This window comes from Oscillibacter valericigenes (assembly GCF_021531435.1).
In the GTDB taxonomy this organism is placed as follows: domain Bacteria; phylum Bacillota; class Clostridia; order Oscillospirales; family Oscillospiraceae; genus Oscillibacter; species Oscillibacter valericigenes_B.
Genome location: NZ_JAFBIS010000009.1, coordinates 1 through 25670, shown reverse-complemented (window position 1 = coordinate 25670; position 25670 = coordinate 1). Strand labels below are relative to the sequence as shown.

Sequence of the window (25670 nt, the reverse complement as noted above, 5' to 3'; positions counted from 1 at the left end):
CCAAAGCCAGAATCATGATCACGACCAGTGCCAGCGCAATGATCCGCGTCGTTTTCTTGTTCACTTCGACTCCCCCTCTGTCAAGATCCTGCGAATACTCTTTTCCGCCTTGCTGCGGGGCAGCATCAGTTCGTGCCCGCAGCCCAGGCACCGCAGTTTAATGTCCATGCCCACCCGCAGGATCTCCCACTGGGTACTGCCGCAGGGATGGGCTTTTTTTAACTCTACCTTGTCATGCAGATGCAGGTCCATACATGCCTCCTGTCAATCCATGGTGTTCTTTTGCATATAGTGGTCTATCAAGGCCGCCAGGGGCGGCAGAATAGGATGCGATCATGATGCCGGAAAATAAATTTTTTCTCCCGGAGGGCCTGCGCCCCCCGTCCGACTGTTCTCTGAGCAATTTAAAAGCCGCCGCTGAACACGGCGAAATTCTGGAGGCGGTGGCCTGCCGATGCGGAACCGACCACACGCTGTTCTTCTCTCTCGGTGCCGTGGAAGGCCGGATGCCCCGCCAGGAGGCCGTGGCTCCCTGGATCAGCGGCGCCAGCCGGGATATTTCTGTATTATCAAGAGTTGGAAAGTCAACTTGCTTTACAGTGAAAAGTGTCTTTTCCGATGCCAAAGGCGCTCCTGTGGCCCTGCTGAGCCGCCGGGAAGCCCAGGAAAAAGCCATGGGATTTTTGGAGTGCCTGACACCGGGCGCCGTTCTCACCTGCCGGGTCATCCGGCTGGAACGCTTCGGCGCCTTTCTGGACATTGGCTGCGGTATTGTGGCCATGCTGCCCATCGAGCACATCTCCGTCTCCCGCATCTCCCACCCGAAAGAACGGTTTCGGGAAGGACAAAAGATCCTGGCGGCGGTATACGCCATCGACCGCGAACACCGCCGGATCTCCATGACCCACCGGGAGCTGCTGGGCACCTGGATGGAAAACGCCAGCCGCTTTGCCCCCGGTGAAACCGTGCGGGGCATCGTCCGAAGCGTGAAGGAATACGGCAGCTTCATTGAGCTGACCCCAAACCTGTCCGGTCTGACCGATACCCGCGAGGATCTGGCTCCCGGGGACGCGGTGTCTGTCTACATCAAGAGTATCCGCCCGGAGCGGATGAAAGTCAAGCTCCAGATCATCGAAAAATTACCGCCGCTTTCGGAACCGGACCCTATCCACTATCAGGTCACCGACGGCATCCTGTCCCATTGGGTCTACTCTCCGCCGGGCTGCGAAAAATCGGCCATTGAAACAGATTTCACAGCGCTTTCCCCTTGATCTTCTCCCAGTAGGCCTTAGCAGCTTGCTCCGTCTTGTTGTCGCCCCATTCGTAATATTTTACGTCTTTCAGCGCGTCGGGCAGATACTGCTGCTCCACCCAGCGGTTGGGAAATACATGGGGATACAGGTAGTGCTGCTGGTTGTCAAAGCCGGTGGTATCGGCGTGGACGTTCTGGAGGCACCGGGGGATGTCCCCGCTTTTCCCCTTTTTCAGGTCGTCCATAGCGGCAATGATGGCGTTATGGGCGGTGTTGGACTTCGGCGCCGTGGCCAGCAAAATGGCGGCTTCCGCCAGTGGCAGCCGGGCCTCCGGCAGTCCCACCTGCAAAGCCGCATCCACGCAGGCTTTCGTAATGGCAATTGCCATGGGATACGCCAGTCCCACATCCTCGGCGGCAATGACTAATAATCGACGGCAGGGAGACAGCAGGTCTCCCGCCTCCAGCAGGCGGCCCAGGTAATGGACCGCCGCGTCCGGGTCGCTGCCCCGGATGGACTTCTGCAAAGCGGAGAGGATGTCGTAGTGGGCGTCGCCGTCCCGGTCATAGCGCATGGCGCTGCGCTGGGCGATCTGAGACGCCTCCTCTTTCGTCAGCCGCAGCGTCCCCTTTTGGGGAACGGCAGCCTGGCACAGCAATTCCACAGCGTTGATGGCTTTCCGCACATCGCCGCCGCAGGCGGTGGCGATCTGCATGGGCACGCCCTCCTCCCACTCCAGCGGCAGGGGGCTGCGCTCTTTCTCAATATTCAGCGCCCGGAGAACAGCGGGCTCCACCTCCTCTGCTGTGACAGCTTTGAACTCGAACACCGTGCTGCGGGACAGCAGGGCGCTGTACACATAGAAATAGGGGTTTTCCGTTGTGGAGGCGATCAGCGTCAGCTTCCCGTTCTCCATGAATTCCAGCAGACTTTGCTGCTGCTTTTTATTGAAATACTGGATCTCATCCAGGTACAGCAGTACCCCGCCGGGGGCCATCAGCGTTCCCACATCGGCCATGATGTCCTTTATGTCCTGGAGAGACGCCGTTGTAGCGTTCAGCCGGTACAGCGTCTTGTTGGTCTTTTCCGCAATGATATTGGCAATGGTGGTCTTTCCCGTGCCGGAAGGCCCATAGAACACCATGTTGGCGTCGGTTCCCTTTTCGATCAGGCGGCGCAGCACCGCTCCCGGAGCCAGCAGGTGCCGCTGGCCCACAACTTCATCCAAGGTCTTCGGACGGATCTCGTCCGCAAGGGGACGGTTCATGGCGGCCCCTCCCTTCGTGCGATTTAATTTATTATTTTATCATACTTTTGTTTGAAATACTATGGTTATTTCTCTGGCCTTTTGCCGAATTTTATGGTATTCTGAAGGCCAAGAGGTGATATTCCATGAGCTCCAAATCCGCTATCAAGCGCATCATTGAGACATTAAAGGGCATTTATCCCGACGCGCTCTGCTCTTTGCAATACGAAAAGGATTACGAACTGCTGTTCGCCGTGCGCCTGTCCGCCCAGTGCACCGACGAGCGGGTGAACAAGGTGACCCCCGCCCTGTTTGAGCGGTTCCCCACGCTGGAGAGCTTCGCGGAGGCCGACCCCAAGGAAGTCGGCGAGTACATCCACTCCTGCGGGTTCTTTAACGGCAAGGCCCGGGACCTGGTGGCCTGCGCCCAGCAGCTTCTGGAAAAGCACGGCGGCAAGGTTCCCGGCACCATGGAAGAGCTGACCGCCCTGCCCGGCGTGGGCCGCAAGACTGCCAACCTCATCCTCGGCGACATCTTCGGCCAGGAGGGCTATGTCTGTGACACCCACTGCATCCGCATCACAGGCCGACTGGGTATCACGGACGGCTCCAAGGACCCCCTCCAGGTGGAGCGGCAGCTGCGCCAGTGCATCCCACCCAAGGAGTCCAGCGACTTCTGCCACCGGATGGTCCTTTTCGGACGGGACACCTGCACCGCCAGGAATCCCAAGTGCGAGGGCTGCCCGCTGGCAAAGGACTGCGATACCGCCAAAGCCGCCAAGAAAAAGAAATGATTTTCGTGCCTGCGTGGATACGCAGGCACGTTTTTTTATCCGCCTTCATATACTGGCATAGAGATTTCTGACCACAAGGAGGACGCTTATGGATGAGAAAGCTGCTCGAATGGCAGAGCAATTAAAATCAAACCCAGCCATGCTCCAGGCGTTGATGCAGTCCCGTGACGGCCAGGCGTTGATGCAGATGCTGACGCAGGGCGACCGGGGTGCCGGACTGCAAAGAGCTGTGCAGTCCGCGGCGAAGGGCGATCCATCGGAAATGGTTCGGCTGGTCAATCAGGTCATGCAGAGTCCCGGGGGCGCCGAACTGGTGCAGCGCATCAACAAGGCCGTTCAAAAATAACCGAGAAATGAGGGGTTGGCACTTATGGCGGAATTCGACGAAAAACTGAACAGCCTACTGTCCAACCCGGAAGCCATGGCGCAGATCATGCAGATGGCGCAGTCCCTTTCCGGCGGGCAGGCGCAGCAGCCACCTCAACAGCCGCTTCAGCAGCCTGTACGACCGGCTCCGCCACCGCCTCCGGCACAGGCGCCGCCTCCCTCCGGCGGCGACCTGCTGTCTTCCCTCTCCGGTCTGACAGGCGGCATAGACCCAACCATGCTGACAAAGCTCCTGCCGCTGATCCAGGAACTGGGGAGTCAAAACGACTCCAACGCCCGCCAGCTCCTCTACGCTCTGCGGCCCTACTTAAAACCGGAGAGGCAGGAGAAGATCGAGCGGGCGCTGCAGCTGGCCCGCCTGTTCCACCTGGGAAAGAAATTCCTGGCAGGATGGGAGGGATGATGGATGTATAACCGTTATGTCCGCAATGACAATGGCGCATACACCCGCATCCCACAGGAGGAGCGTCAAAAAGCACCGCCCCCGCCGGAGCCAAAGCAGCCGCCAAGTCAGGAGCCCCACGACCAGCAGGCACATTGGGATGCTCCTCCGCCTCCCTTCTCTCCTCCACCAGGCGGAAGAACAGTTGACGGACTTACGGGCTTCCTCCGCCATCTGCTGGACCAGTTTCATCTGGACCGGGTGGACACCGGGGATCTGCTGCTGTTATTGATCTTGTTTTTCCTTTTTAAAGAAGACGCGGACGAGGAACTCTTGACAGCACTGGGCCTGCTGTTGATCCTCTGACAGCAGAAAACGCGCACCAAACGGTGCGCGTTTTGATCATTCCAGAACGGACGAGCCATCCGGCAGCGTAAAGCTGCCCTCTGTGGCAGTCGTCTGGTCCGCTGTCAGGGCGGCCATACGGTATACGGTGGAACCGTTCTCCAGTTTTTCCGCCATCACCAGCAACCCGGTATCCACGCTGACCCAATAGCGCAGAACATAGCCCGCCTCGTCCTCGGCGGTTTCCACGTAAATACAGTGCACATCGGAGACTGTGCGGTAATCTGCCGCCGCGATCTGCTCCGCTGGCAGCTCCAAAATGTCCTCATATGTAGGGATAGACTGCTCTACATCGGCGGAAACGCCCCCGACCGGGCCGGAATACACATTCTTCTCGTTGTTATACCAGACATAGACCGTCTCCGATCCGGTGATGGTGTGCCGGGCGCGGCCGTCCGGCATGGTGCGATCCGTCCGTGTCCAGGGACCATTGACCGTCACCGTGACCTCATAGGATCCGGAACCACCGTTCCAAAGCTGCTCGATGGTCACCGTCCGCCGGTAGCTCTCCGGCCGGGCCAGCGTCTCAATGGCGGCCTGAACCGTAGACGGCACGACTTCGATGACCGTCAAGGTATCATCAGCACTGTCGGGCCTCTCGCTGTCCTGCCCCGCGGAGGACTCCGCTTCGGGAAGCGTGATATGAGAGGTACGCCGCAGCGTTCCGCTCAGGATCACGCCCACCGCCAGCACCATAAAAGCCACAATACCCCAGGTGAGCCATTTCAGTTTCCGCTTTTCCACGCCTGCCCTCCTTCCTTTCGGTCAGGACAGATAGTCCTCCGGCTTTTCGCCCCGGCCAAAGTGCCACAAAATGGCGTCGGCGATCCGGCGGCAGGCATTGCCGTCTCCGTAGGGATTCACCGCATGGGCCATCCGGGCGTAAGCATTCCTGTCGCAGATCAGCCGCTCCGCCATGGTGACGATATCATCCTGCACCACACCCGCCAGCTTCACGGTCCCGGCGGCCACGGCCTCGGGCCGCTCCGTCTCCCGGCGCAGCACCAGGACAGGCTTGCCCAAGGCGGGTGCCTCCTCCTGGAGGCCGCCGGAATCCGTCATCACCATGTAGCACCGGGCCATCAGGTTGTGCATCTCGTCGGCGGGCAGCGGGTCGATCAGATGGACCCGGGGCGCGCCCCGGAGATATGTGTCCACCGCCTCCCGGACCACCGGGCTGAGATGGACGGGATATACCAGCTCCACATCCTCATGCTGCTCCGCGATCTGCCGCAGGGCCAGCATGATATGCTTCATAGGCTCGCCGTAATTCTCCCGCCGGTGGCAGGTCACCAGGATGACCTTCTTCTCCCCGTAGGGCAGGTGATTCAGTTCCTCCGTTGTAAAGGTATAATCCTTGCGGACTGTTGTTTTCAGGGCGTCGATGACCGTATTTCCGGTGACGAACAGGCCGTTTGTAATGCCCTCCTTCACCAGATTCTCCCGGTTGTGCACCGTGGGACAGAAATACAGGTCTGCAATGGCCGAAACCAGCTTCCGGTTCATCTCCTCCGGGAAGGGGGAGTATTTGTCGTAAGTCCGCAGACCGGCCTCCACGTGGCCCACCGGGACCTGGTGGTAAAAGGCGGACAGGGCGCCGGCAAAGGTGGTGGAGGTATCTCCGTGGACCAGGATCATGTCCGGCTTCAGCGCGTCGATAGCCTCGTCCATCCCCAGCAGGCATTTGCTGGTGATGGTGGACAAGGTCTGCCGGGGGGTCATAATGTCCAGATCCCAGTCCGGCTTCAGGTCAAAGACCTCCAGCACGCTGTCCAGCATCTGGCGGTGCTGGGCGGTGACGCAGCAGAGACTCTCGATCTCCGGGCGGGAGGCCAGTTCCTTCACCAGGGGGCACATCTTGATAGCCTCCGGCCGGGTGCCAAACACGCTCATAATACGCAGCTTGTCCATTACGCTTCTCCGTCCTTCTTTTCTTCCGTGTGATGACCGTGATCCTTCAGCTCTTCCAGCTCCTCATGGAGCTCTTCCCGGACTTCCTTGGGGAACACCACCCGGGCGGCCACCACCGCCACGATGCACAGCGTCAGAAACAGCAGCATGGCCTTCTGCTCGCCGCCAGTGGTCAACACCACGGCACTGAGGCCCAGGATAGCGGAAATGACATACAGCGTCGCCACCGCCTGCTTCTGGTTCAGTCCCATGTCGATGAGCCGGTGATGGATGTGGCTCCGGTCGGCGTGCATGGGGCTCTGGCCGTGGGCGATGCGGCGGATAAAAGCGAAAGCCGTGTCAAAAATGGGCAGGCCCAAGATCAGGAACGGCACCACAAAGGAGATGACCGCGTAATACTTGAACAGGCCCTGAATGGACATCGTCGCCAGAATGTATCCCAGGAATGTCGCGCCGGTATCGCCCATAAACATCTTGGCGGGATTCATGTTATAAGGCATGAATCCCACGCAGGCGCCCACCAGCGCCGCCAGGACGATGGCCACCTGGCTCTGTCCGCCCACCAGGGCAATGACCAGCATGGTTGTGGCGGAGATGGCGGAGACGCCGTTGGCGAGGCCGTCCAGACCGTCGATCAGGTTCACGGAGTTGGTGATGGCCACAATCCACAGCACCGTAAAAGGAATGGACAGGTTGCCCAGGACCCAGTAGAGGTTGTCCGAAAAGATGTTGGGATTGGAGAACGCGATGATCTGCACCCCGCTGAGGGCGGGGATCAGGGCCGCGATGATCTGCACCACAAATTTCAACAGAGCCGGCAGGGCCATGATGTCATCCACCACGCCCAGCACCACGATGATGACGGCGCCCAGCAAAATGCTTTTCATCTCCGGCGTGATCTTTACGAACAGCAGGATACTGACGATAAAGCCGATGAAAATAGCCAATCCTCCCAGCCGGGGAATAGGGACTTTGTGCATCCGGCGGGCATCCTTCGGCACATCAATGGCGCCGACCTTATAGGCAAAGGTCTTCACCACCGGCGTCATCAGAAAGCTGACCACCAGCGCCACCAGCAGCGCCAGCATCACATAGGCAATCAGCTGATTGTCCAATAACATTTCATTCCTCCATCAGCGGGCGGCAAAGCCGACCTTTCTCTGGACTTTGGTGAGGGTCTTGGAGGCCAGATACTGGGCCCGCTGGGCGCCCTCCCGGTAAATGCTCTCCAGATACGTCTTGTCGGCCATCAGCCTCTCGGACTCCTCCCGGATGGGACGCAGCAGCTCCACCACGGCGTCCGCCACGGCGGGCTTGAACACGCCGTAGCCCTGGCCGGCGAACTCCTCCTCGGCCTCCGCCATGGTCTTGCCGGTGGCGGCGCAGTAAATGGTCAGCAGGTTGGAAACGCCGGGCTTATTCTCCTTGTCGAAGCGCACCGCCGTCTCGCTGTCGGTGACCGCCCGCTTGAACTTCCGCTGGATCTCCTCCGGCTTATCCAGCAGGTAGACGCAGCCGTCGGGATCGGATTTGCTCATCTTGTTGTCAGGGTTGCCCAGGCTCATGATCCGGGCGCCCATCTGGGGGATAAACGCCTCCGGCAGCGTAAAGGTGTCGCTGTACACGCCGTTGAACCGCTGGGCGATGTCGCGGGTCAGCTCCACGTGCTGCCGCTGGTCCTCGCCCACAGGCACCAGATCCGCCTGATACAGCAGAATGTCCGCCGCCATCAGAACGGGATAGGTGAAAAGGCCTGCGGTGATGTTGTCCGCGTGCTGCTGGGACTTCTGCTTGAACTGGGTCATGCGGCTCAGCTCGCCGAACTGGGTATAGCAGCCCAAAATCCAGCTCAGCTCCGCGTGCTGGGGCACATGGCTCTGGATGAACATGATATTCTTCTCCGGGTCCAGGCCGCAGGCGATATACTGGGCCAGCTGAGCCACGGAGCGGCGGCGCAGCTCCGCCGGGTTCTGGCGGACGGTGATGGCGTGCATGTCCACGATGCAGTAAATGCAGTCATATTCATCCTGCAGAGCCACCCAGTTCTTGATGGCGCCCATATAAGAACCCAGAGTCAGTTCACCGCTGGGCTGGATACCACTGAAAATTCTCTTTTTCCGAATCTCGTTTTCCATGATTCGCACCTCGCTGTTCAGTACCACTCATTGCGTGGTAATCTAATTTGTGTATTATAGCACGAAGCGCCTGAAAGTGCAATTCCCTCTTGTTGTTGTTTTTCCATTTGAGGTGCTTCCGGGGAAAAAGGCGCGGTATGCCTTGACAATTTCCCGAAAAATGATGATAATGTAACCTGTTGTATTGCGTAAAATTCTGGCATGGAGGTACTTTCATGGCACTCGATATGAAATTTTTTGAAGAGATGGAAGCCCGCATCCCCAAGGGGAAGGTCCGCACCCGGTTTGCCCCCTCCCCCACCGGCTATATGCATGTGGGCAACCTGCGCACCGCCCTGTATACCTGGCTCATCGCCCGGCACGCGGACGGCACGTTCATCCTCCGCATTGAGGATACCGACCAGGGCCGCCTGGTGGAGGGCGCTACCGACGTCATCTACCGCACCATGGCCGAGTGCGGCCTGACCCACGATGAAGGCCCCGATGTGGGCGGCCCCGTGGGTCCCTATATCCAGTCCCAGCGCCGGGACCTGTATCTGCCCTATGCCCAGCTGCTGGTGGAAAAGGGCGCCGCTTACTACTGCTTCTGCGAAAAGGCCGAGTCCGAGGAGGACTCCGGCGACTTTGACCGGGCCGACGACCCCTGCCGGAATCTGAGCGCCGAAGAGGTGGCCGCAAACCTTGCCGCCGGCAAGCCCTATGTCATCCGCCAGCGCATCCCCCACGAGGGCACCACCACCTTCCACGACGTGTCCTTCGGCGACATCACCGTGGAGAACAAGACCCTGGACGACCAGGTGCTGCTGAAACGGGACGGTCTGCCTACCTACAACTTCGCCAATGTGATCGACGACCACCTGATGGGCATTACCCATGTGGTCCGTGGCAGCGAATATCTCAGCTCCGCTCCCAAGTACAATCTGCTGTACGAGGCCTTCGGCTGGGACATCCCCACCTACGTCCACTGCTCCCCCGTTATGCGGGACCAGCACAACAAGATGAGCAAGCGCCACGGCGACCCCTCCTACGAGGACCTGAAGGCCCAGGGCTACCTGACGGACGCCATTTTGAACTACGTGGCCCTGCTGGGCTGGGCGCCCAAGGGCGAGCGCAGCGAACAGGAGGTCTTCTCCCTGGACGAGCTGGTGGAGGCTTTTGACATCGCGGGCATTTCCAAGTCCCCCGCTATCTTCGACATTGAGAAGCTGACCTATTTCAACGCCACTTATCTCCGGGCCCTGGCTCCTGAGGAATTCGCGAAAGTGGCCGAGCCTTATATCCGCCAATCCGTGAAGAATCCCGCCATCGACACCGCCGCCATCGCCGCCCTGCTCCAGGCCCGGTGCGAAAAGCTGACGGACATCCCTGAAAAGGTCGATTTCTTCGACCAGCTTCCCGACTATGACGTGGAATTCTTCACCAACAAGAAGTCCAAGACCAATTCCGAAGTCTCCCTGAATATGCTGGAGGCCGTCATCCCCGCTCTGGAGGCCATTTCCGACTGGACCCAGGACGCGGTCCATGACACCCTCATCGACCTGGCCGTCTCCCTGGGCGTGAAAAACGCCACCCTCATGTGGCCCGTCCGCATTGCCGTGGCCGGCAAGCTGGTAACGCCCGGCGGCGCTGTGGAGCTGTGCCACATTCTGGGCAAGGAGGAGACCCTCCGCCGCCTGGAGAAGGGCTGCGAAAAGCTGCGGGCATGAGGGAAATTCTTGCATATCAGATCAAGGGCCTGCGGGATGCCTGGCATAACGGCCTTTCCGGTGAGGCCCTGCGGTCCGTTATCGTCTTTCCCTTGCTGATCCTGCTTTCTTTCGCCGTTTGTCTGGCGTTCCCAACGCTGCGGGAGAGTCTGCTGTCCTATGTCCTCGCCTCCATGGATGGCACAGGTGCCATCCGGGACGACGGCACGCTGTCCGCTCTGGCGCTGTTTTCCAACAATCTGCGGGCCACAGCGTTCATCATGGCCTATGGCCTGATCCCTTTCATCCCGCTTCCCGCCATGGCCCTGGGCGTCAACGCCATGGTGATCGGCGTCACGGCCGCATGGTATTTTACCGAGGGCTATTCCATGCTGGGTTTTCTGGCTTCGGTCCTTCCCCATGGGCTGTTGGAGTTTCCCGCTCTGATCCTGGCCTTTGCCGTGGGCCTGTTCGCCTGCGGACAAATTACCCGCCGCCTGTTTCGAAAGGATGAAAACGCCCTGCATCTCTGGGACTGCCTTGTGCTCATGTCCCGGATGCTGCTGTTGGTGCTGATCCCGCTGCTGGCCGCGGCCGCTATGATCGAGGCGTATATCACCCCCGTCATCGCATCCCTGTTTTTCTGAATGGATAATTTCAAATAAAAGGACTGGTTTTCACCTATGAGCAAACTGACCATCCCCGCCGGCTACCGTATGCCGCTGACCAACAACGAACTCCAGCGCGCCATTGAGCTGATCCACGCGGATTTCCAGCACAACCTGACGGTGCGCCTGAACCTTCACCGTGTCTCCGCTCCCCTGTTCGTGGACGGCTCCACAGGCCTGAACGACGACCTGAACGGCGTGGAACGCCCCGTCTCCTTTGACATCCCCGATGTGGGGCTGGACGGACAGGTGGTCCATTCCCTGGCCAAGTGGAAGCGCCTGGCTCTGAAGCGCTATGAATTCAAGATCGGCACCGGATTGTACACCGACATGAACGCCATCCGCCGGGACGAGGAGGTGGACAACCTCCATTCTATCTATGTGGACCAGTGGGACTGGGAAAAGAATATCGATCCCACCAACCGCACCGTACAGTATTTGAAAGATACCGTCTGCGACATCGTGGGCTGCATCTGTGACACCGCCACCGCCCTGCGGAACGCCTTCCCCGTCCTGACCTTCCGACCGGACCGGGACGTGTATTTCATCACCACCCAGGAGCTGGAGGACCGCTATCCCGACCTGACTCCCAACGAGCGGGAGACCGCCATCTGCCGGGAACACCACACGGTTTTCCTGATGCAGATCGGCAAAACGCTGAAATCCGGCATCAAACACGATGGCCGCGCTCCCGACTACGACGACTGGGAGCTGAACGGCGACATTCTGATGTGGAACCCCGTGCTGGAGAGCCGCTTTGAGGTCTCCTCCATGGGTATCCGGGTGGACGCCGCCGCACTGGACCGCCAGCTGACTGCCGCCGGCTGCGATTACCGCCGCCGGCTGCCCTTCCACCAGATGCTGCTGAACGGCGAGCTGCCCCAGTCCATCGGCGGCGGCATCGGCCAGTCCCGGCTGTGCATGCTGCTGCTGGGCACCTGTCACATCGGTGAGGTGCAGGCCAGCCTGTGGGATAAAGAGACTGTGGACGCTTGTGAAAAGGCTGGAATTACACTACTGTAAAGTATTTATGCAATACAGAAGGACCGTTCGTTTTCCTGGGAAAACGAACGGTCCTTTTTTATAGGCAGCAAGCCAATATCTTCTCCGCGGCCCTCTCCGCGCCGCCGGCAGCCCGGAACGTCTCACCCATCCTGCGGGTCCGTTCCCGATATTCCGAGTTGGCCAAAACCTGAAAGACAGCTTCCCGGATATTCGACCTGTCTTTCAGCCGCAAGCCCAGCCCCAGCTCCTCCATCCGGTCGGCTACGGCGGCTTCTTCGCTCTGCTGTGGATTCAAAACCGTGGGGACGCCATACCAAATGGCCTCGTTAGCACTGTTCATCCCACAATGAGTCAAAAATACATCCGCCTTGGACAGGATCTCCAACTGGTTTACACGGCGCTCTATTTGAAAATTCTCCGGGATCGGCGCAAAACTTGCGGGGTCAATGCCCTCCCCAACCGACATCACCACGTCCAGCGGCTCTTTCCCCAGCGCCGAGATGCAAGTACGGTAAAAATCCGCCTGTTGATTCATCACAGTGCCCAGGGAAATATAGACCAGCGGCCGGGTCTTTGCCGGCTGTTCTTCTGATTTTCGTACCGGAAGAGAAGGTCCCACAAAAACGTACCGATCAGAGAACGTCTCCGCCACAGGCTGAAAGGCACGGGATGTATACACAATGGTATCCGTCTCATTATCATTCTGGATCAGGTCCAGCAAATTATGGACCGGGTAACCGTCACGCCGCAGCAAGGCCATGCACCGCCCCACCCGGGGCATTCCAAGCAGAGAACGGATCATCTCTCCTTTGGTTGGTTTCATGCGCTGCGCACTGTATTGGTTAAACGCGAAAGTTGTCGTGGAACAGACATACGGCACTCCCAGCTTTCCCGCGAAAAGCTTTCCCCAGAAGCACACAGAGTCGGAAACAATGACATCCGGCCGGAACGCCTCCAGTTCTCGGCACACCTTTTCTTCCAGGGCCAACGTGGTGTCTGTTACCATTTTTACCAGCGCTGTAAAGTCTTTTCCCACCTTGCGGTCCAAATCCGGCGGTGCCGGCGGCAGGGCACCGTCGCACAAAACCACCTCCGCACCAGCCTCTTCCAATTTTTCCCGAAAAGGCGCAAAGCTGTAATACCGCACCTGATGACCACGGCTGGTCAGCCTCCGCACCACTTCCACCGTGGGATTCGTATGGCCCCAGGCCGGGATACAGAAAAAGACAATTTTACTCATGTCTCATTCTCCGGCCCCAGGATGGCCTCAAACTGGCGGAGCAGCACATCATCTTTCGTGATGGCGATGCCCCGCTTTTCATCGGCCAACAGCAGCAGCGTGTCTCCCGGCCGGATCTTTAGCAGTTCCCTGGCCCCTTTGGGAATGACGATCTGTCCTTTCTCGCCTACCCGGACTGTGCCGGCAAACCTTCCCTTTGTCTTTTCCATGCGTGTCCTCCAGTCTATCAAGTATGATAAGTTATACTTTTCTTACTTATCATACATTGTTTCCTGATGGCTGTCAAGAGAAAAGACGCCGGGAACCCGGCGTCTTTCAACGATGTACTTATCCCAGAAGTTCGGCAGCTAACGCATCCGCCAGAGCTTCCAGCTCTGTCCGCTGCGCCTCTTTCACAGAGGATTTCAGGCTGACGCTGTTTTCCAGCACGGTCATATTCTTCATGGTGCCAACCAGCTCCCGCATCTGCTTGCCGGCAGTTGCGGCCCAGCTTCCGTTGTCGATCACAGCGACGGTGCGGTTCTGGAAATTATGGGCTTTCAAATCTGTCAGGAAATTCTCCATCGGCGTGAAAATGCCGCCGTTATAGGTGGAGGACGCCAGCACCAGATGGCTGCACCGGAATGCTTCTGATACCAGGACGGAGACATCCGTGCCGGAAACATCATGCAAGGAAATTTCCTTTATGCCCTTTTCCGCCAAACGGTTTGCCACGATTTCCGCCGCGTTTTCCGTGTGGCCGTATACCGAGCCGCAGAAAATCGCCACCGCCTGCTCCTCCGGCGCATAGCTGCTCCAGGTTTGGTATTTATCCACGAACCAGCCGATGTTTTCCCGCCAGATGGGGCCATGCAGCGGGCAGAGGTACGCAATATCCAGACCTGCCGTTTTTTTCAGCAATGTCTGCACCTGTGTACCGTATTTGCCTACGATGTTGGCATAATACCGGCGGGCATCGTCCAGCCAATCCCGTTCAAAGTTGACCTGGTCTGCAAAAAGATTGCCGCTGAACGCACCGAAAGTTCCGAACGCATCGGCGGAAAACAGAACTTTCTCCGCCGCGTCATAAGTTACCATGACTTCCGGCCAGTGCACCATGGGCGCCATCAGGAAGGTAAACGTATGGCGGCCGGTCGTCAGGGTGTCCCCTTCTTTGACCGTTACCGCACGCCCTGAAATATCACCGTCAAAAAACTGGCCGATCATGGAGACCGTCTTGGCGTTACCCACGACCTTTGCTTCGGGATAGTCCCGCAGGACATCCATCAATGTAGCCGCATGGTCCGGCTCCATATGGTTCACCACCACATAGTCCAACGGCCGTCCCTGAAGTCCGGCGGCCAGGTTTTCGAAAAACCGCTCCCTCACAGCCTGATCCACAGTGTCCAGCAGAACCGTCTTTTCATCCAGGATCAGATAGGAATTGTAAGATACACCCCGTGGAATGGGAAACACATTTTCAAAACGGGCCAGCTTACGGTCAGAGGCTCCGACAAACAGGATGTCCGATGTAATATGCTGTGTACAATACATGGTTCGTTGCTCCTTCTCTCCGATTGATATGTCAAATGTTAATCTAGCCCTTTATATGTGCTTTGTCAACATCTTATATCGTTTCCAAGCATCCAAATGCAGGAAAGGCGGCCCATCAGGACCGCCTTTCTGTTCACCGTATCAGACAGCAGGTTGCTGCTTATACCGGTCCTTCCGCGGCGTTGAAAGCCTCAATTGCTCTGGCATTTTCGGCTCTCTTCTCCTCCAGGGACTGCTTCAGGATCATGTCCTTCACCTTCATCAGCCGGGTCGTGGTGGCGCGGTCGTTCTCATCCAGCTTCATAGTGATATAGCGGATGGCCTCCTGGGTATCGGGGATCATCACGTACTCCAGCGCGTTGACGCGGCGGCGGGTCTTTTCGATCTCCTCCGCCATGAGCTGGGCGGATTTTTCGATCTCCGCCAGCTTCAGCATCTTCTGAAATACCTTGCCGAGGGCATCCACAGCCGTATCCAGCTCGCCGGAGGTAGCCGCGAAACCATAGGGATAGATGTCGGAATCGGATTTGGTTTTGGTCTGGAAGTCATACACGGGAACATTGACGGACATGATGTTCTTGAAGGACATCGTCAGTTCCACGCTCTGCTTGGGATACAGCAGGGCCTGTTCCAATGCCTCAGAGCTCATCAGGGCGGAAGCGACGGTGAAGGACTTGTGTACCGTCATCAGATCCTCCTCCACCTCAGCCCGGAGGGCACGAACCTCCCGCACTGTGTCAAGGAACTGCTTCATCAGCTCATCCCGCTTATCCTTCAGCAGCTTGTGGCCGCGCTGGGCGGTACGCAGCTTGCCTTTCAGGCGGGTGAGCTCCATACGGGTGGGGCTTACCGTGATATTCGCCATTGGCTATCCCCTCCTTATTCCTGGTCTTTCTTCGGCCAGTACTTCTCGATCAGTTCCGGTTTGATACGTTTCAGCTCACTCTTGGGCAGAATGCTCAGCAGCTCCCAGCCCAGATCCAGGGTCTCCTCGATGGAGCGGTTCTCCTCATAGCCCTGATTGACATAGCGGCGCTCGAACTCGTCCGCGAACTTGGCGTACAGCAGATCGGTGGGAGTCAGAGCAGCCTCGCCCAGAATGGACATCAGCTCCTTGTTATCCTTACCGGTGGAGTACGCGGCGAACAGCTGGTTCATGGTGTCCGCATGATCCTCACGGGTCTTGCCCTTGCCGACGCCCTTATCCTTCAGACGGGACAGGCTGGGCAGCACGTCCACGGGAGGATGGATACCCTGACGGTACAGCGCACGGCTCAGAATAATCTGGCCCTCGGTGATATAACCGGTCAGGTCGGGGATGGGGTGGGTCTTATCGTCCTCGGGCATGGTCAGAATGGGGATCAGGGTGATGGAGCCGGGGTTGCCCAGACGGCGGCCGGCACGCTCGTACAGCGTGGCCAGGTCGGTGTACAAGTAGCCGGGGAAGCCGCGGCGGCCGGGAACTTCCTTCTTGGCCGCCGAGACCTCACGCAGAGCCTCGGCGTAGTTGGTGATATCGGTCATGATGACCAGCACCTGCATACCCTTTTCAAAGGCAAGATACTCAGCGGCAGTCAGAGCCATGCGGGGCGTACTGATACGTTCAACAGCGGGGTCGTTGGCCAGGTTGCTGAACAGTACGGTACGGTCGATAGCGCCGGTGCGGCGGAACTCGCTGACAAAGAACTCAGACTCCTCGAACGTGATACCGATGGCGGCGAACACGACAGCGAAGTTGGTGGCCTCGTCGCCCAGCACCTTAGCCTGACGGGCGATCTGAGCTGCCAGGTTGGCATGAGGCAGACCGGAGCCGGAGAAGATCGGCAGCTTCTGGCCACGGACCAGCGTGTTCAGACCGTCAATGGTGGAAACACCAGTCTGAATGAACTCGTTGGGATAGTCACGGGCAGCGGGGTTCATGGGCAGGCCGTTGATGTCCCGGTATTCCTCGGGCAGGATGTCGGGGCCGCCGTCGATGGGCTGGCCCATGCCGTTGAACACGCGGCCCAGCATATCGCCGGACACGCCCAGCTGCAGGGGATGGCCCAGGAAACGGACCTTGGCGTCCGCCAGGTTGATGCCGGCAGCGGACTCGAACAGCTGGACCACGGCGGCGTCGCCGTTGACCTCCAGCACCTTGCCGCGGCGGATGGAGCCGTCATGCAGCTCGATCTCCACCAGTTCATCGTAGGTGACATTCTCCACCATGCGGACCATCATCAGAGGGCCATTGATCTCTTCTACGGTTTTGTATTCACGAATCATTACTGCTCACCTCCCTGGGCGGCGATCGCTTCGATCTGCTGCTCCATTTCCGCCTGGATCTGGCGGTACACCTGGGGATAATCGTCCACAGGCACACTCTTGGCGCGGCCGATCTTCTCACGTGCGGGGATCTCAAACAGCTTCGCGGCAGGCGCGCCCTGGCCGATGGCCGCACGGCACAGCTTGTCGTAGCTGAGGATGATCGCCAGCAGCTTCTCCTGACGGTCGTAGGAGGAGAAACCGTCAATATCCGTAAAAGCGTTCTGCTGCAGGAAGTCCTCGCGGACCATGCGGGCGACCTCCAGGGTCAGCTGGTCAGCGGGAGACAGGGCGTCCTTACCGACCAGCTGGACGATCTCATTCAGGCTGGCCTCGCTCTGCAGGATGCTCATGGCCTGGGCACGGTTCTGCATGAACGCAGGCCCAAGGTTCTCATCGAACCAGGGATTCAAAGAGTCCAGGTACAAAGAGTAGGAATTCAGCCAGTTGATGGCCGGGAAATGGCGCTTGTAAGCCAGAGAGGAATCCAGAGCCCAGAACACCTTGACGATACGCATGGTCGCCTGGGACACGGGCTCACTGAGGTCGCCGCCCGGAGGGGAAACCGCACCGACAGCGGTCAGGCTGCCCTTGCGGTCGTCGGAACCGATGCACTCCACGCTGCCGGCCCGCTCGTAGAACTGAGCCAGACGGGAGGCCAGATACGCGGGGTAGCCTTCTTCGCCGGGCATCTCTTCCAGACGGCCGGACATCTCACGCAGAGCCTCGGCCCAGCGGGAGGTGGAGTCGGCGATGACAGCCACGTCGTAGCCCATGTCGCGGAAATACTCGGCGATGGTGATACCGGTATACACGCTGGCTTCACGGGCAGCCACGGGCATATCGGAGGTGTTGGCGATCAGCACGGTACGCTTCATCAGGGACTCGCCGGTGCGGGGGTCCTTCAGTTCGGGGAACTCCCGCAGAACGTCGGTCATTTCGTTGCCGCGCTCGCCGCAGCCAATGTAGACCACGATGTCCACGTCGGACCACTTTGCCAGCTGGTGCTGCACCACGGTCTTGCCGGAGCCGAAGGGGCCGGGAACAGCCGCGGTGCCGCCCTTGGCGATGGGGAACATGGTGTCGATGATCCGCTGGCCGGAGCACAGGGGCCGGGTAGGCGGATACTTCTTGGTGTAGGGGCGGCCCACACGGACGGGCCACTTCTGGATCATGGTCAGGGGCACTTCCCTGCCGTCGTCGGTCTTCAGGGTGGCGATGGTCTCCGTCACATTGAAGGAGCCGCTCTTGATGTCGGTGATGGTGCCGCTCATGTTGGGGGGCACCATGATCTTATGGAGCACCACGGGGGTCTCGGGCACGGTGCCGATGATGTCGCCGCCGATGACCTTATCGCCCACCTTAGCGGTGGCGGTGAACTCCCACTTCTTCTCATGGTCCACGGCGGGCACTTCCACGCCGCGGGTAATGCAGGCGCCCACCTTCTCCACGATCTTCTCCAGCGGGCGCTGGATACCGTCGTAGATGCCCTCGATCATGCCGGGGCCAAGCTCCACGCTCATAGGCGCACCGGTGGTGACCACCTCGGCGCCGGGGCCCAGGCCGGAGGTCTCCTCATAGACCTGGATGGAGGCGGTGTCGCCCTTCATGGTCAGGATCTCGCCGATCAGATGCTGGGGGCCGACGCGGACCACGTCGGACATGTTGGCGTCCGCAAGGCCCGTGGCCACGACCAGCGGTCCGGAAACTTTAACAACTTTACCGCTCAAATCAGAATACCTTCTTCCTTGGAAAATTTTCTTCCGAGGCTATTCGTCTCATCTGTAATGCTATTTCGCCTTACAGGATATCCGCTCCAACGGCCCGCTCGATAGCCCGCTGGATATTGTCCTTGCCGATGCCAAGAGAGCCCTCCCGTCCGGGAATGAGGATGATGGCGGGCCGCAGCTCGTCCTTATAGCGGGAGAGCACGTCCTCCATGTCCTTCGCCAGCTGCTCCGTCAGGTAGATGACCGCGCAGTCGGTCTTTGCCAGCTCCTTCACCTTCTCCCGGGCCTCCTCAACGGAGGTGACGGGATAGGTGTCCAGGCCCAGGGCACGGAAGCCCATAACAGACTCCCAGTCGCCGATGACGGCGATTTGATATGTTGTAGCCATCATTTCACCGCCTTACACATAGCCGGCCCGAAGCCGGGAGCGAATGACATCGGCAGGCAGGCCCATACTGCGGCCCAGCAGCAGGATGCGGAGATTCGTATACTCCGTCTCCCGGGCGGCCAAGTAGCCCAGCACCGGCGCCTCGCCGAAGGGCACCATCTGCGCTCCCGCCAGGTAATCGCCAACCGCGTCGTCGCAGAGCTTCTCGAATTCGGTCAAAGCTCCGCCCCGGAGGGCCTCGGCGCCGGCTTCCGCCGCCGCCCGGAACCGGGTGGAGGCGTACAGCTCCGCCAAACCGTTTCCGCCGCCCGCGCTGACGGCCAGGATCGCGTCCTCGGCGACATCGCCGCCTTCAAACAGGACACCCCGCAGGAAGTCCGCGTTCTTCCCCATCCGCAGGGTGCGGACCAGGAAACGGAGGTTGGCGGCGTCGATCTGCGCCTTCACGTATCCATGCAGGAACTTGCTTCCGGTGGCCTCCGCCACGTCGTCCATATCCCGGTAGCACCAGCGGTCCAGCAGGATGTCGGAAAGCTGGGGGTCCCGGGTGGTATCCAGCACCTCTTTGGCCTCCGCCACGGCGGCGGCCAGACGAGCGGGCAGGTTGTCCAGCTCGCCGGACTGGATGGCCTCTTTCAGCTCCGCCGCGGGCACACGGCCCATATCCATCAGCATATGGTCGGGGTCAGTCCCCATGGCGCCCGCCTTCAGGACGGCCTTTGCATTGTGATAATCATATTTCAGCTTGAAAATGTCGATATACCTGGGGTCCGGAGCACTGTCGCCCAAGTCGGACAGTGTAGACTCCCGGGCGGCGGACAGCGCCGCGTCCATCGCCTCGGGATGGGTGGCGTCCAGCTCCGGATAGCCGCACTCCTGGAGGATCTTCACAGCTTCTTCATCGCTGCGGGCCTCCAGTACCTGCTCCATCCGTTCCCGGGTCAGCAGTCCGGTCTCCATCGCCCGTACCCGGGCAGAGATAGCCAGGTAATCGGTGTCTTTGATTCTTTTAGCCAAGACACTTCCTCCTTGTTATGCGAACAGCTTTTGCGCCACCGCTCCCGCAGTCTCCGCCTTTTGCAGGCGCACCAGAGTTTCGAAGGTGCAGTTGACCTCCACGTTCTTATCTTTCAGGATAAAGCCGCCGCGGATGGGCTGCGTCTCCTCAGACAGGCGGAGCTGCTTGCCGGAAAGCTCGTTGGCCTTCGCCACGGCAGCCTCGCCGACCCGCTCCCGGTCCTCCGGGGAGAACACAGCCTCTTCCTTTCCGTTGGAGGACGCCTTCACCAGAAGGTCGGCCAGGATCGCCACATACTGCTCCTCCGGCAGGGCGCAGAGCTTATCCAGCGCCTGGATGTAAGCCTTCTCCACCATCTCCTGCTTGGCGGCCAGCTGGACCTTGCGTGCCTCCATCTGGGCCGCGCTCACCAGCCGCTCTTCCCGCTCGGCGGCAGCCTTTTCATTCTTGGCGGCCAGCTCCGCGGCCTCAGCATCCGCCTGGGCGCGGTAATTCGCGGCAATTCGGCCGGCCTCGTCCCTGGCATCGCCCAGGATGCAGTCGACCTCAGCCTGCGCGTCCGACGCGATCCGCTGAGTGATCTTTTCGATTCCGTTCATCTTTTTCCCGCCTTTCCAGTCCCGGCAGTTCTGATCAGATCCACAGCAGCATCAGCATGGAAGCCAGCAGAGACAGGATGGCGTAGAACTCAACAATACCGCAGAGGATCAGGCCCTTGGACCAGTCATCGGGCTTCTTGGCCAGAATGTTGATGGAGCCGGCAGCCACGCGGCCCTGGGCAATGGCGGACAGCAGGCCGCCCAAAGCCATGGGCATGCAGGCGGCAAAGTACTGGCAGCCCTGGAGCAGCGTCAGGTCAGCGGCGGTGCCGTTCATCATGCCCATGCGGATCAGAGCGAAGAACCAGACCACCAGGCCATACAAGCCCTGAGTGCCGGGCAGCAGCTGCAGAACCATGACCTTACCGGATTTGCTGGGGTCCTGGCACAGCAGGCCAGTACCGGCCTCACCAGCAATACCGGTACCCTTTGCAGAACCAACGCAGGAAAGACCAACCGCCAGGCCGGAGCCGAGCAGTGCCATAGCAAGTCCACCAATGTTTTCCAGGAACATAACGATTTCCTCCTTAAAATTAATTACTTCTTAACAATATCTACAAAACGAGGTTCGATAGAAATGGGACGGAAGGGCTTGCCGCCGTCCTCATAGAACCGGCCGAAATACTCCAGACACTGCAAACGCATGTCGTGAACATAGCAGCCCAGCAGGTTCAGCGCGAAGTTCAGCGCGTTTCCGACCATGGAGATGATAAAGAACGCGAACACATTGCCTGTGATGCCGCCCAGAGTGTTGAACACCTGCGCGATGACCGCGCCGGCCAGCATCAGGGCCATCAGGCGGGAATAGGACAGGATGTCGCTGAAATAACCTGTAATGTTATTATACAGCGACCCGAAAATTCCCATGAACTTTCCGATGATGCCCTTCTTTCCGTAGCCTTGGGTGAGCACCAGCAGCACCAAGATCGCGATCAGAGCCGCCTTGATCTGGCCCGCCAGAATGCCAACGGCAAAGATGATAAAAACGAGATACCAGGCGCCCTCGTTGCAAAGGGCCGCCATGACCTCTCCCCGCTTGATCTGCCGGTACATGCTGATGGCCATGCCGGTGAAGATCTGCGCCAGGCCGATAGCCAGGGAGCCGATCAGCACCGCCAGCGCGTCATTCAGCGGAGAAAACAGCGCCGGCATCGCGGTAAAGGTGGTATTCGGGTTCAGCATCATGGCCAGCTGCGGCAGCAGGTCGCCGAAGAAACCACCGGTGAGGGCTCCCATGATAAACGTGCTCACGCCGCACAATCCCAAAAGCGGGATCATGTGCCGCATGGTCGGCCCATTTGGTTTCGCCTTCTTCATAACGAACCAGGACGCCAGCATCATCAGCAGACCGTAGCCCATGTCCGCCATCATGAAGCCGTAGAAAAAGATGAAGAACGGCGCCATCAGCGGGTTGGGGTCCACACCGCTGTACGACGGCAGGGAGTACATCTCCGTCACCATATTCAGTGGCCTGGTGAACCAGTTGTTCTTCAGCTTCACCGGCACCGAGGGGGTCTCCTCCTCTGTGGGGTCCGCTGTCTCCCAGGCACAGCACATGCTGTTCAGGAAGGTCTCCAGCTCTTTCAGATTCTCCGCCGGGGCCCAGCCTTCGAAGAACAGGATCGTGCCATCCGTCAGCAGCCGTTCCGCCCCCGTGTCCTTGGAAACTTCGGCGTTCAGCCGGTCCACATACATCCGTAATGCTTCCAGGTCTCCGGCTTTCTCGGTAATGGCCGCCGCGGACGATTCCTGCGCGGCCCGGTTCTCCGCAAGCTGCTTTTCCAGCGCGTCCACATTTTCGGCCGCCGTTCCGGCAACGCCCTGAAATGTGACAACACTGAAATTGTAGGGTCGGAGGACCTCCAGGACCGCATCCTCATCCGAGCGGTGGCAGATCAGAAGATAGTACTTCTGCTGTTTATCCGCGTTGATCTCATATACCTCCACCGCCGCGTCGGAAGCAGCCAGGGCTGTCCGCAAAGCGCCGGTGTCCGTGGCACCGGGACAGGTGCCCAGCCGGAACAGCACGTGTTCCGTTCCCTCCAGCTCCAGAGGCATGTCCAAAGGCATCCAGGGCCGCAGAGCGGCTTCCCGGGACAGCAGGCGGTTCTCCTCTCCCTGCAGCCGGCTGATATCCTGAAGGTTCCCGCCGACCTGCGTGCAGAGTTCCTTTGCCCGCTCGCTGCTGTCCGGGTCGAGGAATTCCTCTTCCGTGACTTCCGGGCGCGGTGTGAACATACCGTCCTTGGTCTGTGCATAGCGTTTGATGGCTTCCAGCGCTGTGTTGGCATCCGCCAGGTCTGTCCTGACCTTCGCCAGGTCGGATGTCCCGCGCTTCAGAAGCGCGGACCAGGCCGGATCCGCCAATTTGTCGTCAGGTTCACTGATCTCCACACAGCCCAGATGCAGAAGGCCTTTCAGCAGTTCATCCCGCTGGTCGGCCATCGCCATGACCCGGAGCTTTTTCATTTTTACAATGGCCATTTCAGTGATTCACAACCCTTCCGACAATATACTCCGCGGCCGCCTCCAGGTTCCTGCCGGCCGCCTCCCGCAGTGAAGAGCTTTCCGCCTCAGCGGTCCGGCTGATCTCGGCCGCTTTCACGGCAGCCTTTTCCTCGGCCTCCCGCAGCAGCTTTCTGCCGTTGGCCGCCGCTTCAGCGCGCACCTGCTGTAAGAGCGCAAGACCTTCCCGCTCGGCGTCGGCCACGATTTGACGTGCCTCCGCTTCCGCAGCCGCCTTGCGCTCCTGGCTCTGCTGTTCAAGCAGCGTAACCTTTTCGATTGCTTCCAGGGACATTTCGTTTTCACCTTCTCTCCTTCAATGCACCACTTAAAGCTAATTGCTATCATGCCACCCAACTGCCGCTCCCCACAATAGACAAATGCCGGGGGATGCCGCAATTTCATACAAGCTTCGCGCTTTGCATAAAATTTTCTAAAAATCCGGTGGACACTTTACGAATTTCAGTATAGGCCACCGTAATTCTTAATGCAAGAAAATTTTCAGGAAACCGATTGCTTTCTTCCTTTTGCACAAAGCTGCGATATGTTTTTTTGCAGATTCAACGTAAACGTGTGCGTAAATTTTCGTAAACGTGTGCGTTTGTTGTAGAGTTTCCATTTTTTGTTTTTATTTTAACACATTTTCTTGAATTTATCCGGCTCCAGTGCACGAAAAAAGCCCCAGGGCTTTTCGTGTGCCTTGGGGTTTTTCCGCCCTGGTTGATCCTGAAAACAGAACTTCCGGCTTTTGCTCCGCAAAAAGCCTTACTTGACCAGTTTTCCCAGCAGATCTCTTAACACAGCCACACCGCGCCGGTGTTCTTCTTCCCCGCTGGAAGAATAGCAATACTCCGTCAAAACGCTGAAATCGTATCCCCGGTCAAATAAGTCCAGCGCCACTTTCAAAACGCAGCAATCCGTGTTGAAGCCTATAATATCATAGTGATTTTCCGGGTCCAGCCAATTGTAATCCAAAAAACCGTATCCATACTTCACAAAGATCTTGTCCGGCGAAAAAGCCAGCGGCTCCACTCCATTCATGCAGTCAAACCATACCTCATTTTTTATGAATGGAGAATCCGGTTTGTTCGCACACACCGTCGCATAGACAAAGTCGTATTCAGAAGACGCATTTTTAATGTAGGACACGATTTTTTCGTATCTGCCGTTTTGATCCCGAAACTCATGTTGGACATCCACAGCAAGCAGAATCCGCATGATCTTTCTCCCTTCCCCGCCAGCCATCCTGTCAAACGTTTGATTCCCATACGGAAGTATGCCCACCGCTCTATCTCCTATACAGCGGGCACATTTCATACATCGCCCTGCCCGGATAGTTCCTTTTTGGGGTTGGGAATCGGCTGGTTTTCTTATGCTTTTTTGATATTCCCGCCGTAGGGTTCACGCCGGTCGCCGAAGAAAAACACGGCGACTGTGCCGGGACCGCAGTGAGACGCGATGATCGTACCGATGTCACAGATCCTGACCTCTCCGCTGATATGCGGAAACCGCTTCAGCAGCGCAGCTTTGGTTTCTTCAGCCTCCATACGGCAGTTGGAATGGCAAACCCAGCACTTCCCGCTGTAATTTACACCGCCCGCCGCGTGTTCCTCCATCATGTCCAGGGTCTTTCGAATGGCTGCTTCTTTTCCCCGTACTTTCCCGTAAGCAATGATCTTGCCCTTGTCATCCAGCCGCATGATCGGGCAGATATTTAAAATCGCTCCGATCATGGCGGTAGGGCCTGACATTCGTCCGCTGCGGCGGTAGTATTTCAAATCGGTGGAAAAGAACTGGTGATGGACGTTCTGCCGGTTGGCATTCACCCATTGTTCTGTCTCCTCAAGGGTGCATCCCCGGTCCCGCATGTCTGCGGCGCAGTCCACCAGCATACCGTACCCGGACGAGCTGCACAGGGAGTCGATCACCACGATCCTGCGGTCCGGATATTTTTCCCGCAGTATCTCCGCCGCCATGACGGCATTTTTAACCGAAGATGTCATTCCGCTCCCGAACGCAATATGTAAAACATCGCCTTTTTGTAACTGCTGTTCCAGGAACTCCTCGTATTGATACGCATTGAGCTGGGAAGTAGACGGGATCTTTCCCTCATTGAGGAAAGCGTAAAAGCGGGGCAGCGCTTCCGGGTTCCGTCCCATGTCGTCCATGTATGTCTGCCCATCCACAGCGTAGGAGTAGAAAAGAACGGGGATCTCCCTTTCCTGCATATACGCATAGGGCAGGTCTACCGTCGATTCACAGGTCAAAATAAACTTCCGTTCCATTCGTATGATTCGCCTCTCCAAAAAAAGATGTTACCCATATATTACCATCTTTTCAGCTCAATTTCCATCGAATTACCGCCGCGTCAGTCGAATCCATCTCCTGAAGAGTCAAAACCTCCGGCTAAGCCGGAGGCTTGAGTAAGCCCTATAAGGGCTTTATACGGACAAAGCCCCTTAAGGGGCCCGAAAAGATTTGC

28 protein-coding genes are annotated in these 25670 nt (G+C 58.5%); 8 read left to right on the top strand and 20 right to left on the bottom strand.

Going from position 1 to position 25670, the window contains the following annotated elements; translation table 11 throughout:
* Nucleotides 1-60: 60 nt before the first annotated feature.
* On the bottom strand, nucleotides 61-252 hold the full coding sequence (locus JQM68_RS06610; RefSeq protein ID WP_235222208.1) for a DUF951 domain-containing protein: 192 nt from the start codon (nucleotides 250-252) through the stop codon (nucleotides 61-63).
* Nucleotides 253-335: 83 nt separating this feature from the next.
* On the opposite strand from JQM68_RS06610, the gene JQM68_RS06605 reads away from it, so the two are divergent.
* Complete coding sequence (locus JQM68_RS06605) at nucleotides 336-1271, top strand: S1 RNA-binding domain-containing protein (protein ID WP_235222207.1); 936 nt, start codon at nucleotides 336-338, stop codon at nucleotides 1269-1271.
* On the opposite strand, the gene JQM68_RS06600 is transcribed toward JQM68_RS06605, so the two are convergent.
* Complete coding sequence (locus JQM68_RS06600; RefSeq protein WP_235222206.1) at nucleotides 1252-2520, bottom strand: replication-associated recombination protein A; 1269 nt, start codon at nucleotides 2518-2520, stop codon at nucleotides 1252-1254. The genes JQM68_RS06605 and JQM68_RS06600 overlap by 20 nt on opposite strands.
* Before the next feature lie 125 nt (nucleotides 2521-2645).
* Between JQM68_RS06600 and nth the strand changes: the two genes are divergently transcribed.
* The 4 genes from nth (at nucleotide 2646) to JQM68_RS06580 (ending at nucleotide 4428) form a co-directional block, all read left to right on the top strand.
* Nucleotides 2646-3293, top strand: a complete 648-nt coding sequence (gene nth, locus JQM68_RS06595) for an endonuclease III (RefSeq protein ID WP_235222205.1) — start codon at nucleotides 2646-2648, stop codon at nucleotides 3291-3293.
* Nucleotides 3294-3381: 88 nt separating this feature from the next.
* A complete protein-coding gene (locus tag JQM68_RS06590) occupies nucleotides 3382-3639 on the top strand; it encodes a hypothetical protein (RefSeq protein ID WP_235222204.1) in 258 nt (85 codons plus the stop codon).
* 24 nt (nucleotides 3640-3663) lie between these two features.
* Entirely contained in the window at nucleotides 3664-4083 is a 420-nt protein-coding gene (locus JQM68_RS06585) for a hypothetical protein (RefSeq protein ID WP_235222203.1), read from the top strand.
* Between the two features lie 3 nt (nucleotides 4084-4086).
* Nucleotides 4087-4428, top strand: a complete 342-nt coding sequence (locus tag JQM68_RS06580; protein WP_235222202.1) for a hypothetical protein — start codon at nucleotides 4087-4089, stop codon at nucleotides 4426-4428.
* A gap of 36 nt (nucleotides 4429-4464) precedes the next feature.
* Here JQM68_RS06580 and JQM68_RS06575 read toward each other — a convergent pair whose 3' ends face one another.
* Genes JQM68_RS06575 through trpS form a run of 4 tightly spaced genes read right to left on the bottom strand, consistent with a single transcriptional unit; the run spans nucleotide 4465 to nucleotide 8513 of the window.
* On the bottom strand, nucleotides 4465-5211 hold the full coding sequence (locus tag JQM68_RS06575; protein WP_235222201.1) for a hypothetical protein: 747 nt from the start codon (nucleotides 5209-5211) through the stop codon (nucleotides 4465-4467).
* Nucleotides 5212-5232: 21 nt separating this feature from the next.
* Nucleotides 5233-6378, bottom strand: a complete 1146-nt coding sequence (gene wecB / locus JQM68_RS06570; protein WP_235222200.1) for a non-hydrolyzing UDP-N-acetylglucosamine 2-epimerase — start codon at nucleotides 6376-6378, stop codon at nucleotides 5233-5235.
* A complete protein-coding gene (locus tag JQM68_RS06565) occupies nucleotides 6378-7499 on the bottom strand; it encodes an MraY family glycosyltransferase (RefSeq protein ID WP_235222199.1) in 1122 nt (373 codons plus the stop codon). The genes wecB and JQM68_RS06565 overlap by 1 nt, the downstream gene beginning before the upstream one ends.
* A gap of 12 nt (nucleotides 7500-7511) precedes the next feature.
* Nucleotides 7512-8513, bottom strand: a complete 1002-nt coding sequence (trpS, locus tag JQM68_RS06560; protein ID WP_235222198.1) for a tryptophan--tRNA ligase — start codon at nucleotides 8511-8513, stop codon at nucleotides 7512-7514.
* A 215-nt stretch (nucleotides 8514-8728) separates the two neighbouring features.
* Here trpS and gltX point away from each other — a divergent pair, with 215 nt between their 5' ends.
* The 3 genes from gltX to asnA are packed head-to-tail and all read left to right on the top strand — an operon-like array spanning nucleotide 8729 to nucleotide 11889.
* The gene (gene gltX, locus JQM68_RS06555) at nucleotides 8729-10219 is read left to right on the top strand and encodes a glutamate--tRNA ligase (RefSeq protein WP_235222197.1); all 1491 of its coding nucleotides are present in this window, start codon (nucleotides 8729-8731) and stop codon (nucleotides 10217-10219) included.
* Nucleotides 10216-10845 carry a stage II sporulation protein M gene (locus tag JQM68_RS06550; protein ID WP_235222196.1) on the top strand — a complete coding sequence of 210 codons (630 nt, stop codon included), beginning with the start codon at nucleotides 10216-10218 and terminating at the stop codon, nucleotides 10843-10845. The genes gltX and JQM68_RS06550 overlap by 4 nt, the downstream gene beginning before the upstream one ends.
* Nucleotides 10846-10881: 36 nt before the next feature.
* The gene (asnA, locus tag JQM68_RS06545; RefSeq protein WP_235222195.1) at nucleotides 10882-11889 is read left to right on the top strand and encodes an aspartate--ammonia ligase; all 1008 of its coding nucleotides are present in this window, start codon (nucleotides 10882-10884) and stop codon (nucleotides 11887-11889) included.
* Nucleotides 11890-11947: 58 nt separating this feature from the next.
* Here asnA and JQM68_RS06540 read toward each other — a convergent pair whose 3' ends face one another.
* The 14 genes from JQM68_RS06540 to JQM68_RS06475 all read right to left on the bottom strand — a co-directional run bounded on the left by JQM68_RS06540 (nucleotide 11948) and on the right by JQM68_RS06475 (nucleotide 25473).
* A complete protein-coding gene (locus JQM68_RS06540) occupies nucleotides 11948-13111 on the bottom strand; it encodes a macrolide family glycosyltransferase (RefSeq protein ID WP_235222194.1) in 1164 nt (387 codons plus the stop codon).
* Nucleotides 13108-13320, bottom strand: coding sequence for an AbrB/MazE/SpoVT family DNA-binding domain-containing protein (locus JQM68_RS06535; RefSeq protein ID WP_235222193.1), 213 nt, complete (start codon nucleotides 13318-13320; stop codon nucleotides 13108-13110). The genes JQM68_RS06540 and JQM68_RS06535 overlap by 4 nt, the downstream gene beginning before the upstream one ends.
* 118 nt (nucleotides 13321-13438) lie before the next feature.
* Nucleotides 13439-14644, bottom strand: a complete 1206-nt coding sequence (locus tag JQM68_RS06530; protein WP_235222192.1) for an FprA family A-type flavoprotein — start codon at nucleotides 14642-14644, stop codon at nucleotides 13439-13441.
* 160 nt (nucleotides 14645-14804) lie between these two features.
* Nucleotides 14805-15509, bottom strand: a complete 705-nt coding sequence (locus JQM68_RS06525) for a V-type ATP synthase subunit D (protein ID WP_235222191.1) — start codon at nucleotides 15507-15509, stop codon at nucleotides 14805-14807.
* A 14-nt stretch (nucleotides 15510-15523) separates the two neighbouring features.
* Nucleotides 15524-16909 (bottom strand): V-type ATP synthase subunit B, encoded by a 1386-nt coding sequence (locus JQM68_RS06520; protein ID WP_235222190.1) that lies wholly within the window; start codon nucleotides 16907-16909, stop codon nucleotides 15524-15526.
* A complete protein-coding gene (locus tag JQM68_RS06515; RefSeq protein ID WP_235222189.1) occupies nucleotides 16909-18678 on the bottom strand; it encodes a V-type ATP synthase subunit A in 1770 nt (589 codons plus the stop codon). Before JQM68_RS06515 ends, JQM68_RS06520 begins: the two co-directional genes overlap by 1 nt.
* A 70-nt stretch (nucleotides 18679-18748) precedes the next feature.
* Nucleotides 18749-19066: a V-type ATP synthase subunit F gene (locus tag JQM68_RS06510; protein WP_235222188.1), complete on the bottom strand. Its 318-nt coding sequence runs from the start codon at nucleotides 19064-19066 to the stop codon at nucleotides 18749-18751.
* A 12-nt stretch (nucleotides 19067-19078) separates the two neighbouring features.
* Nucleotides 19079-20083, bottom strand: coding sequence for a V-type ATPase subunit (locus JQM68_RS06505; RefSeq protein WP_235222187.1), 1005 nt, complete (start codon nucleotides 20081-20083; stop codon nucleotides 19079-19081).
* 15 nt (nucleotides 20084-20098) lie between these two features.
* Nucleotides 20099-20683 (bottom strand): V-type ATP synthase subunit E, encoded by a 585-nt coding sequence (locus JQM68_RS06500; RefSeq protein ID WP_235222186.1) that lies wholly within the window; start codon nucleotides 20681-20683, stop codon nucleotides 20099-20101.
* 34 nt (nucleotides 20684-20717) lie between these two features.
* On the bottom strand, nucleotides 20718-21197 hold the full coding sequence (locus JQM68_RS06495) for a V-type ATP synthase subunit K (protein ID WP_235222185.1): 480 nt from the start codon (nucleotides 21195-21197) through the stop codon (nucleotides 20718-20720).
* A gap of 23 nt (nucleotides 21198-21220) precedes the next feature.
* A complete protein-coding gene (locus JQM68_RS06490; protein WP_235222184.1) occupies nucleotides 21221-23167 on the bottom strand; it encodes a V-type ATP synthase subunit I in 1947 nt (648 codons plus the stop codon).
* A 1-nt stretch (nucleotide 23168) separates the two neighbouring features.
* On the bottom strand, nucleotides 23169-23483 hold the full coding sequence (locus tag JQM68_RS06485; RefSeq protein ID WP_235222183.1) for a hypothetical protein: 315 nt from the start codon (nucleotides 23481-23483) through the stop codon (nucleotides 23169-23171).
* A gap of 470 nt (nucleotides 23484-23953) precedes the next feature.
* On the bottom strand, nucleotides 23954-24406 hold the full coding sequence (locus JQM68_RS06480) for a cysteine hydrolase family protein (protein ID WP_235222182.1): 453 nt from the start codon (nucleotides 24404-24406) through the stop codon (nucleotides 23954-23956).
* 152 nt (nucleotides 24407-24558) lie between these two features.
* Entirely contained in the window at nucleotides 24559-25473 is a 915-nt protein-coding gene (locus JQM68_RS06475) for a DegV family protein (RefSeq protein ID WP_235222181.1), read from the bottom strand.
* Nucleotides 25474-25670 lie beyond the last annotated feature (197 nt).

Coding starts and splice junctions, on each gene's coding strand:
- JQM68_RS06610 (WP_235222208.1), bottom strand. CDS start 252: ATGGACCTGCATCTGCATGACAAGGTAGAGTTAAAAAAAGCCCATCCC.
- JQM68_RS06605 (WP_235222207.1), top strand. CDS start 336: ATGATGCCGGAAAATAAATTTTTTCTCCCGGAGGGCCTGCGCCCCCCG.
- JQM68_RS06600 (WP_235222206.1), bottom strand. CDS start 2,520: ATGAACCGTCCCCTTGCGGACGAGATCCGTCCGAAGACCTTGGATGAA.
- nth (WP_235222205.1), top strand. CDS start 2,646: ATGAGCTCCAAATCCGCTATCAAGCGCATCATTGAGACATTAAAGGGC.
- JQM68_RS06590 (WP_235222204.1), top strand. CDS start 3,382: ATGGATGAGAAAGCTGCTCGAATGGCAGAGCAATTAAAATCAAACCCA.
- JQM68_RS06585 (WP_235222203.1), top strand. CDS start 3,664: ATGGCGGAATTCGACGAAAAACTGAACAGCCTACTGTCCAACCCGGAA.
- JQM68_RS06580 (WP_235222202.1), top strand. CDS start 4,087: ATGTATAACCGTTATGTCCGCAATGACAATGGCGCATACACCCGCATC.
- wecB (WP_235222200.1), bottom strand. CDS start 6,378: ATGGACAAGCTGCGTATTATGAGCGTGTTTGGCACCCGGCCGGAGGCT.
- JQM68_RS06565 (WP_235222199.1), bottom strand. CDS start 7,499: ATGTTATTGGACAATCAGCTGATTGCCTATGTGATGCTGGCGCTGCTG.
- trpS (WP_235222198.1), bottom strand. CDS start 8,513: ATGGAAAACGAGATTCGGAAAAAGAGAATTTTCAGTGGTATCCAGCCC.
- gltX (WP_235222197.1), top strand. CDS start 8,729: ATGGCACTCGATATGAAATTTTTTGAAGAGATGGAAGCCCGCATCCCC.
- JQM68_RS06550 (WP_235222196.1), top strand. CDS start 10,216: ATGAGGGAAATTCTTGCATATCAGATCAAGGGCCTGCGGGATGCCTGG.
- asnA (WP_235222195.1), top strand. CDS start 10,882: ATGAGCAAACTGACCATCCCCGCCGGCTACCGTATGCCGCTGACCAAC.
- JQM68_RS06540 (WP_235222194.1), bottom strand. CDS start 13,111: ATGAGTAAAATTGTCTTTTTCTGTATCCCGGCCTGGGGCCATACGAAT.
- JQM68_RS06535 (WP_235222193.1), bottom strand. CDS start 13,320: ATGGAAAAGACAAAGGGAAGGTTTGCCGGCACAGTCCGGGTAGGCGAG.
- JQM68_RS06530 (WP_235222192.1), bottom strand. CDS start 14,644: ATGTATTGTACACAGCATATTACATCGGACATCCTGTTTGTCGGAGCC.
- JQM68_RS06525 (WP_235222191.1), bottom strand. CDS start 15,509: ATGGCGAATATCACGGTAAGCCCCACCCGTATGGAGCTCACCCGCCTG.
- JQM68_RS06520 (WP_235222190.1), bottom strand. CDS start 16,909: ATGATTCGTGAATACAAAACCGTAGAAGAGATCAATGGCCCTCTGATG.
- JQM68_RS06510 (WP_235222188.1), bottom strand. CDS start 19,066: ATGGCTACAACATATCAAATCGCCGTCATCGGCGACTGGGAGTCTGTT.
- JQM68_RS06500 (WP_235222186.1), bottom strand. CDS start 20,683: ATGAACGGAATCGAAAAGATCACTCAGCGGATCGCGTCGGACGCGCAG.
- JQM68_RS06495 (WP_235222185.1), bottom strand. CDS start 21,197: ATGTTCCTGGAAAACATTGGTGGACTTGCTATGGCACTGCTCGGCTCC.
- JQM68_RS06490 (WP_235222184.1), bottom strand. CDS start 23,167: ATGGCCATTGTAAAAATGAAAAAGCTCCGGGTCATGGCGATGGCCGAC.
- JQM68_RS06485 (WP_235222183.1), bottom strand. CDS start 23,483: ATGTCCCTGGAAGCAATCGAAAAGGTTACGCTGCTTGAACAGCAGAGC.
- JQM68_RS06480 (WP_235222182.1), bottom strand. CDS start 24,406: ATGCGGATTCTGCTTGCTGTGGATGTCCAACATGAGTTTCGGGATCAA.
- JQM68_RS06475 (WP_235222181.1), bottom strand. CDS start 25,473: ATGGAACGGAAGTTTATTTTGACCTGTGAATCGACGGTAGACCTGCCC.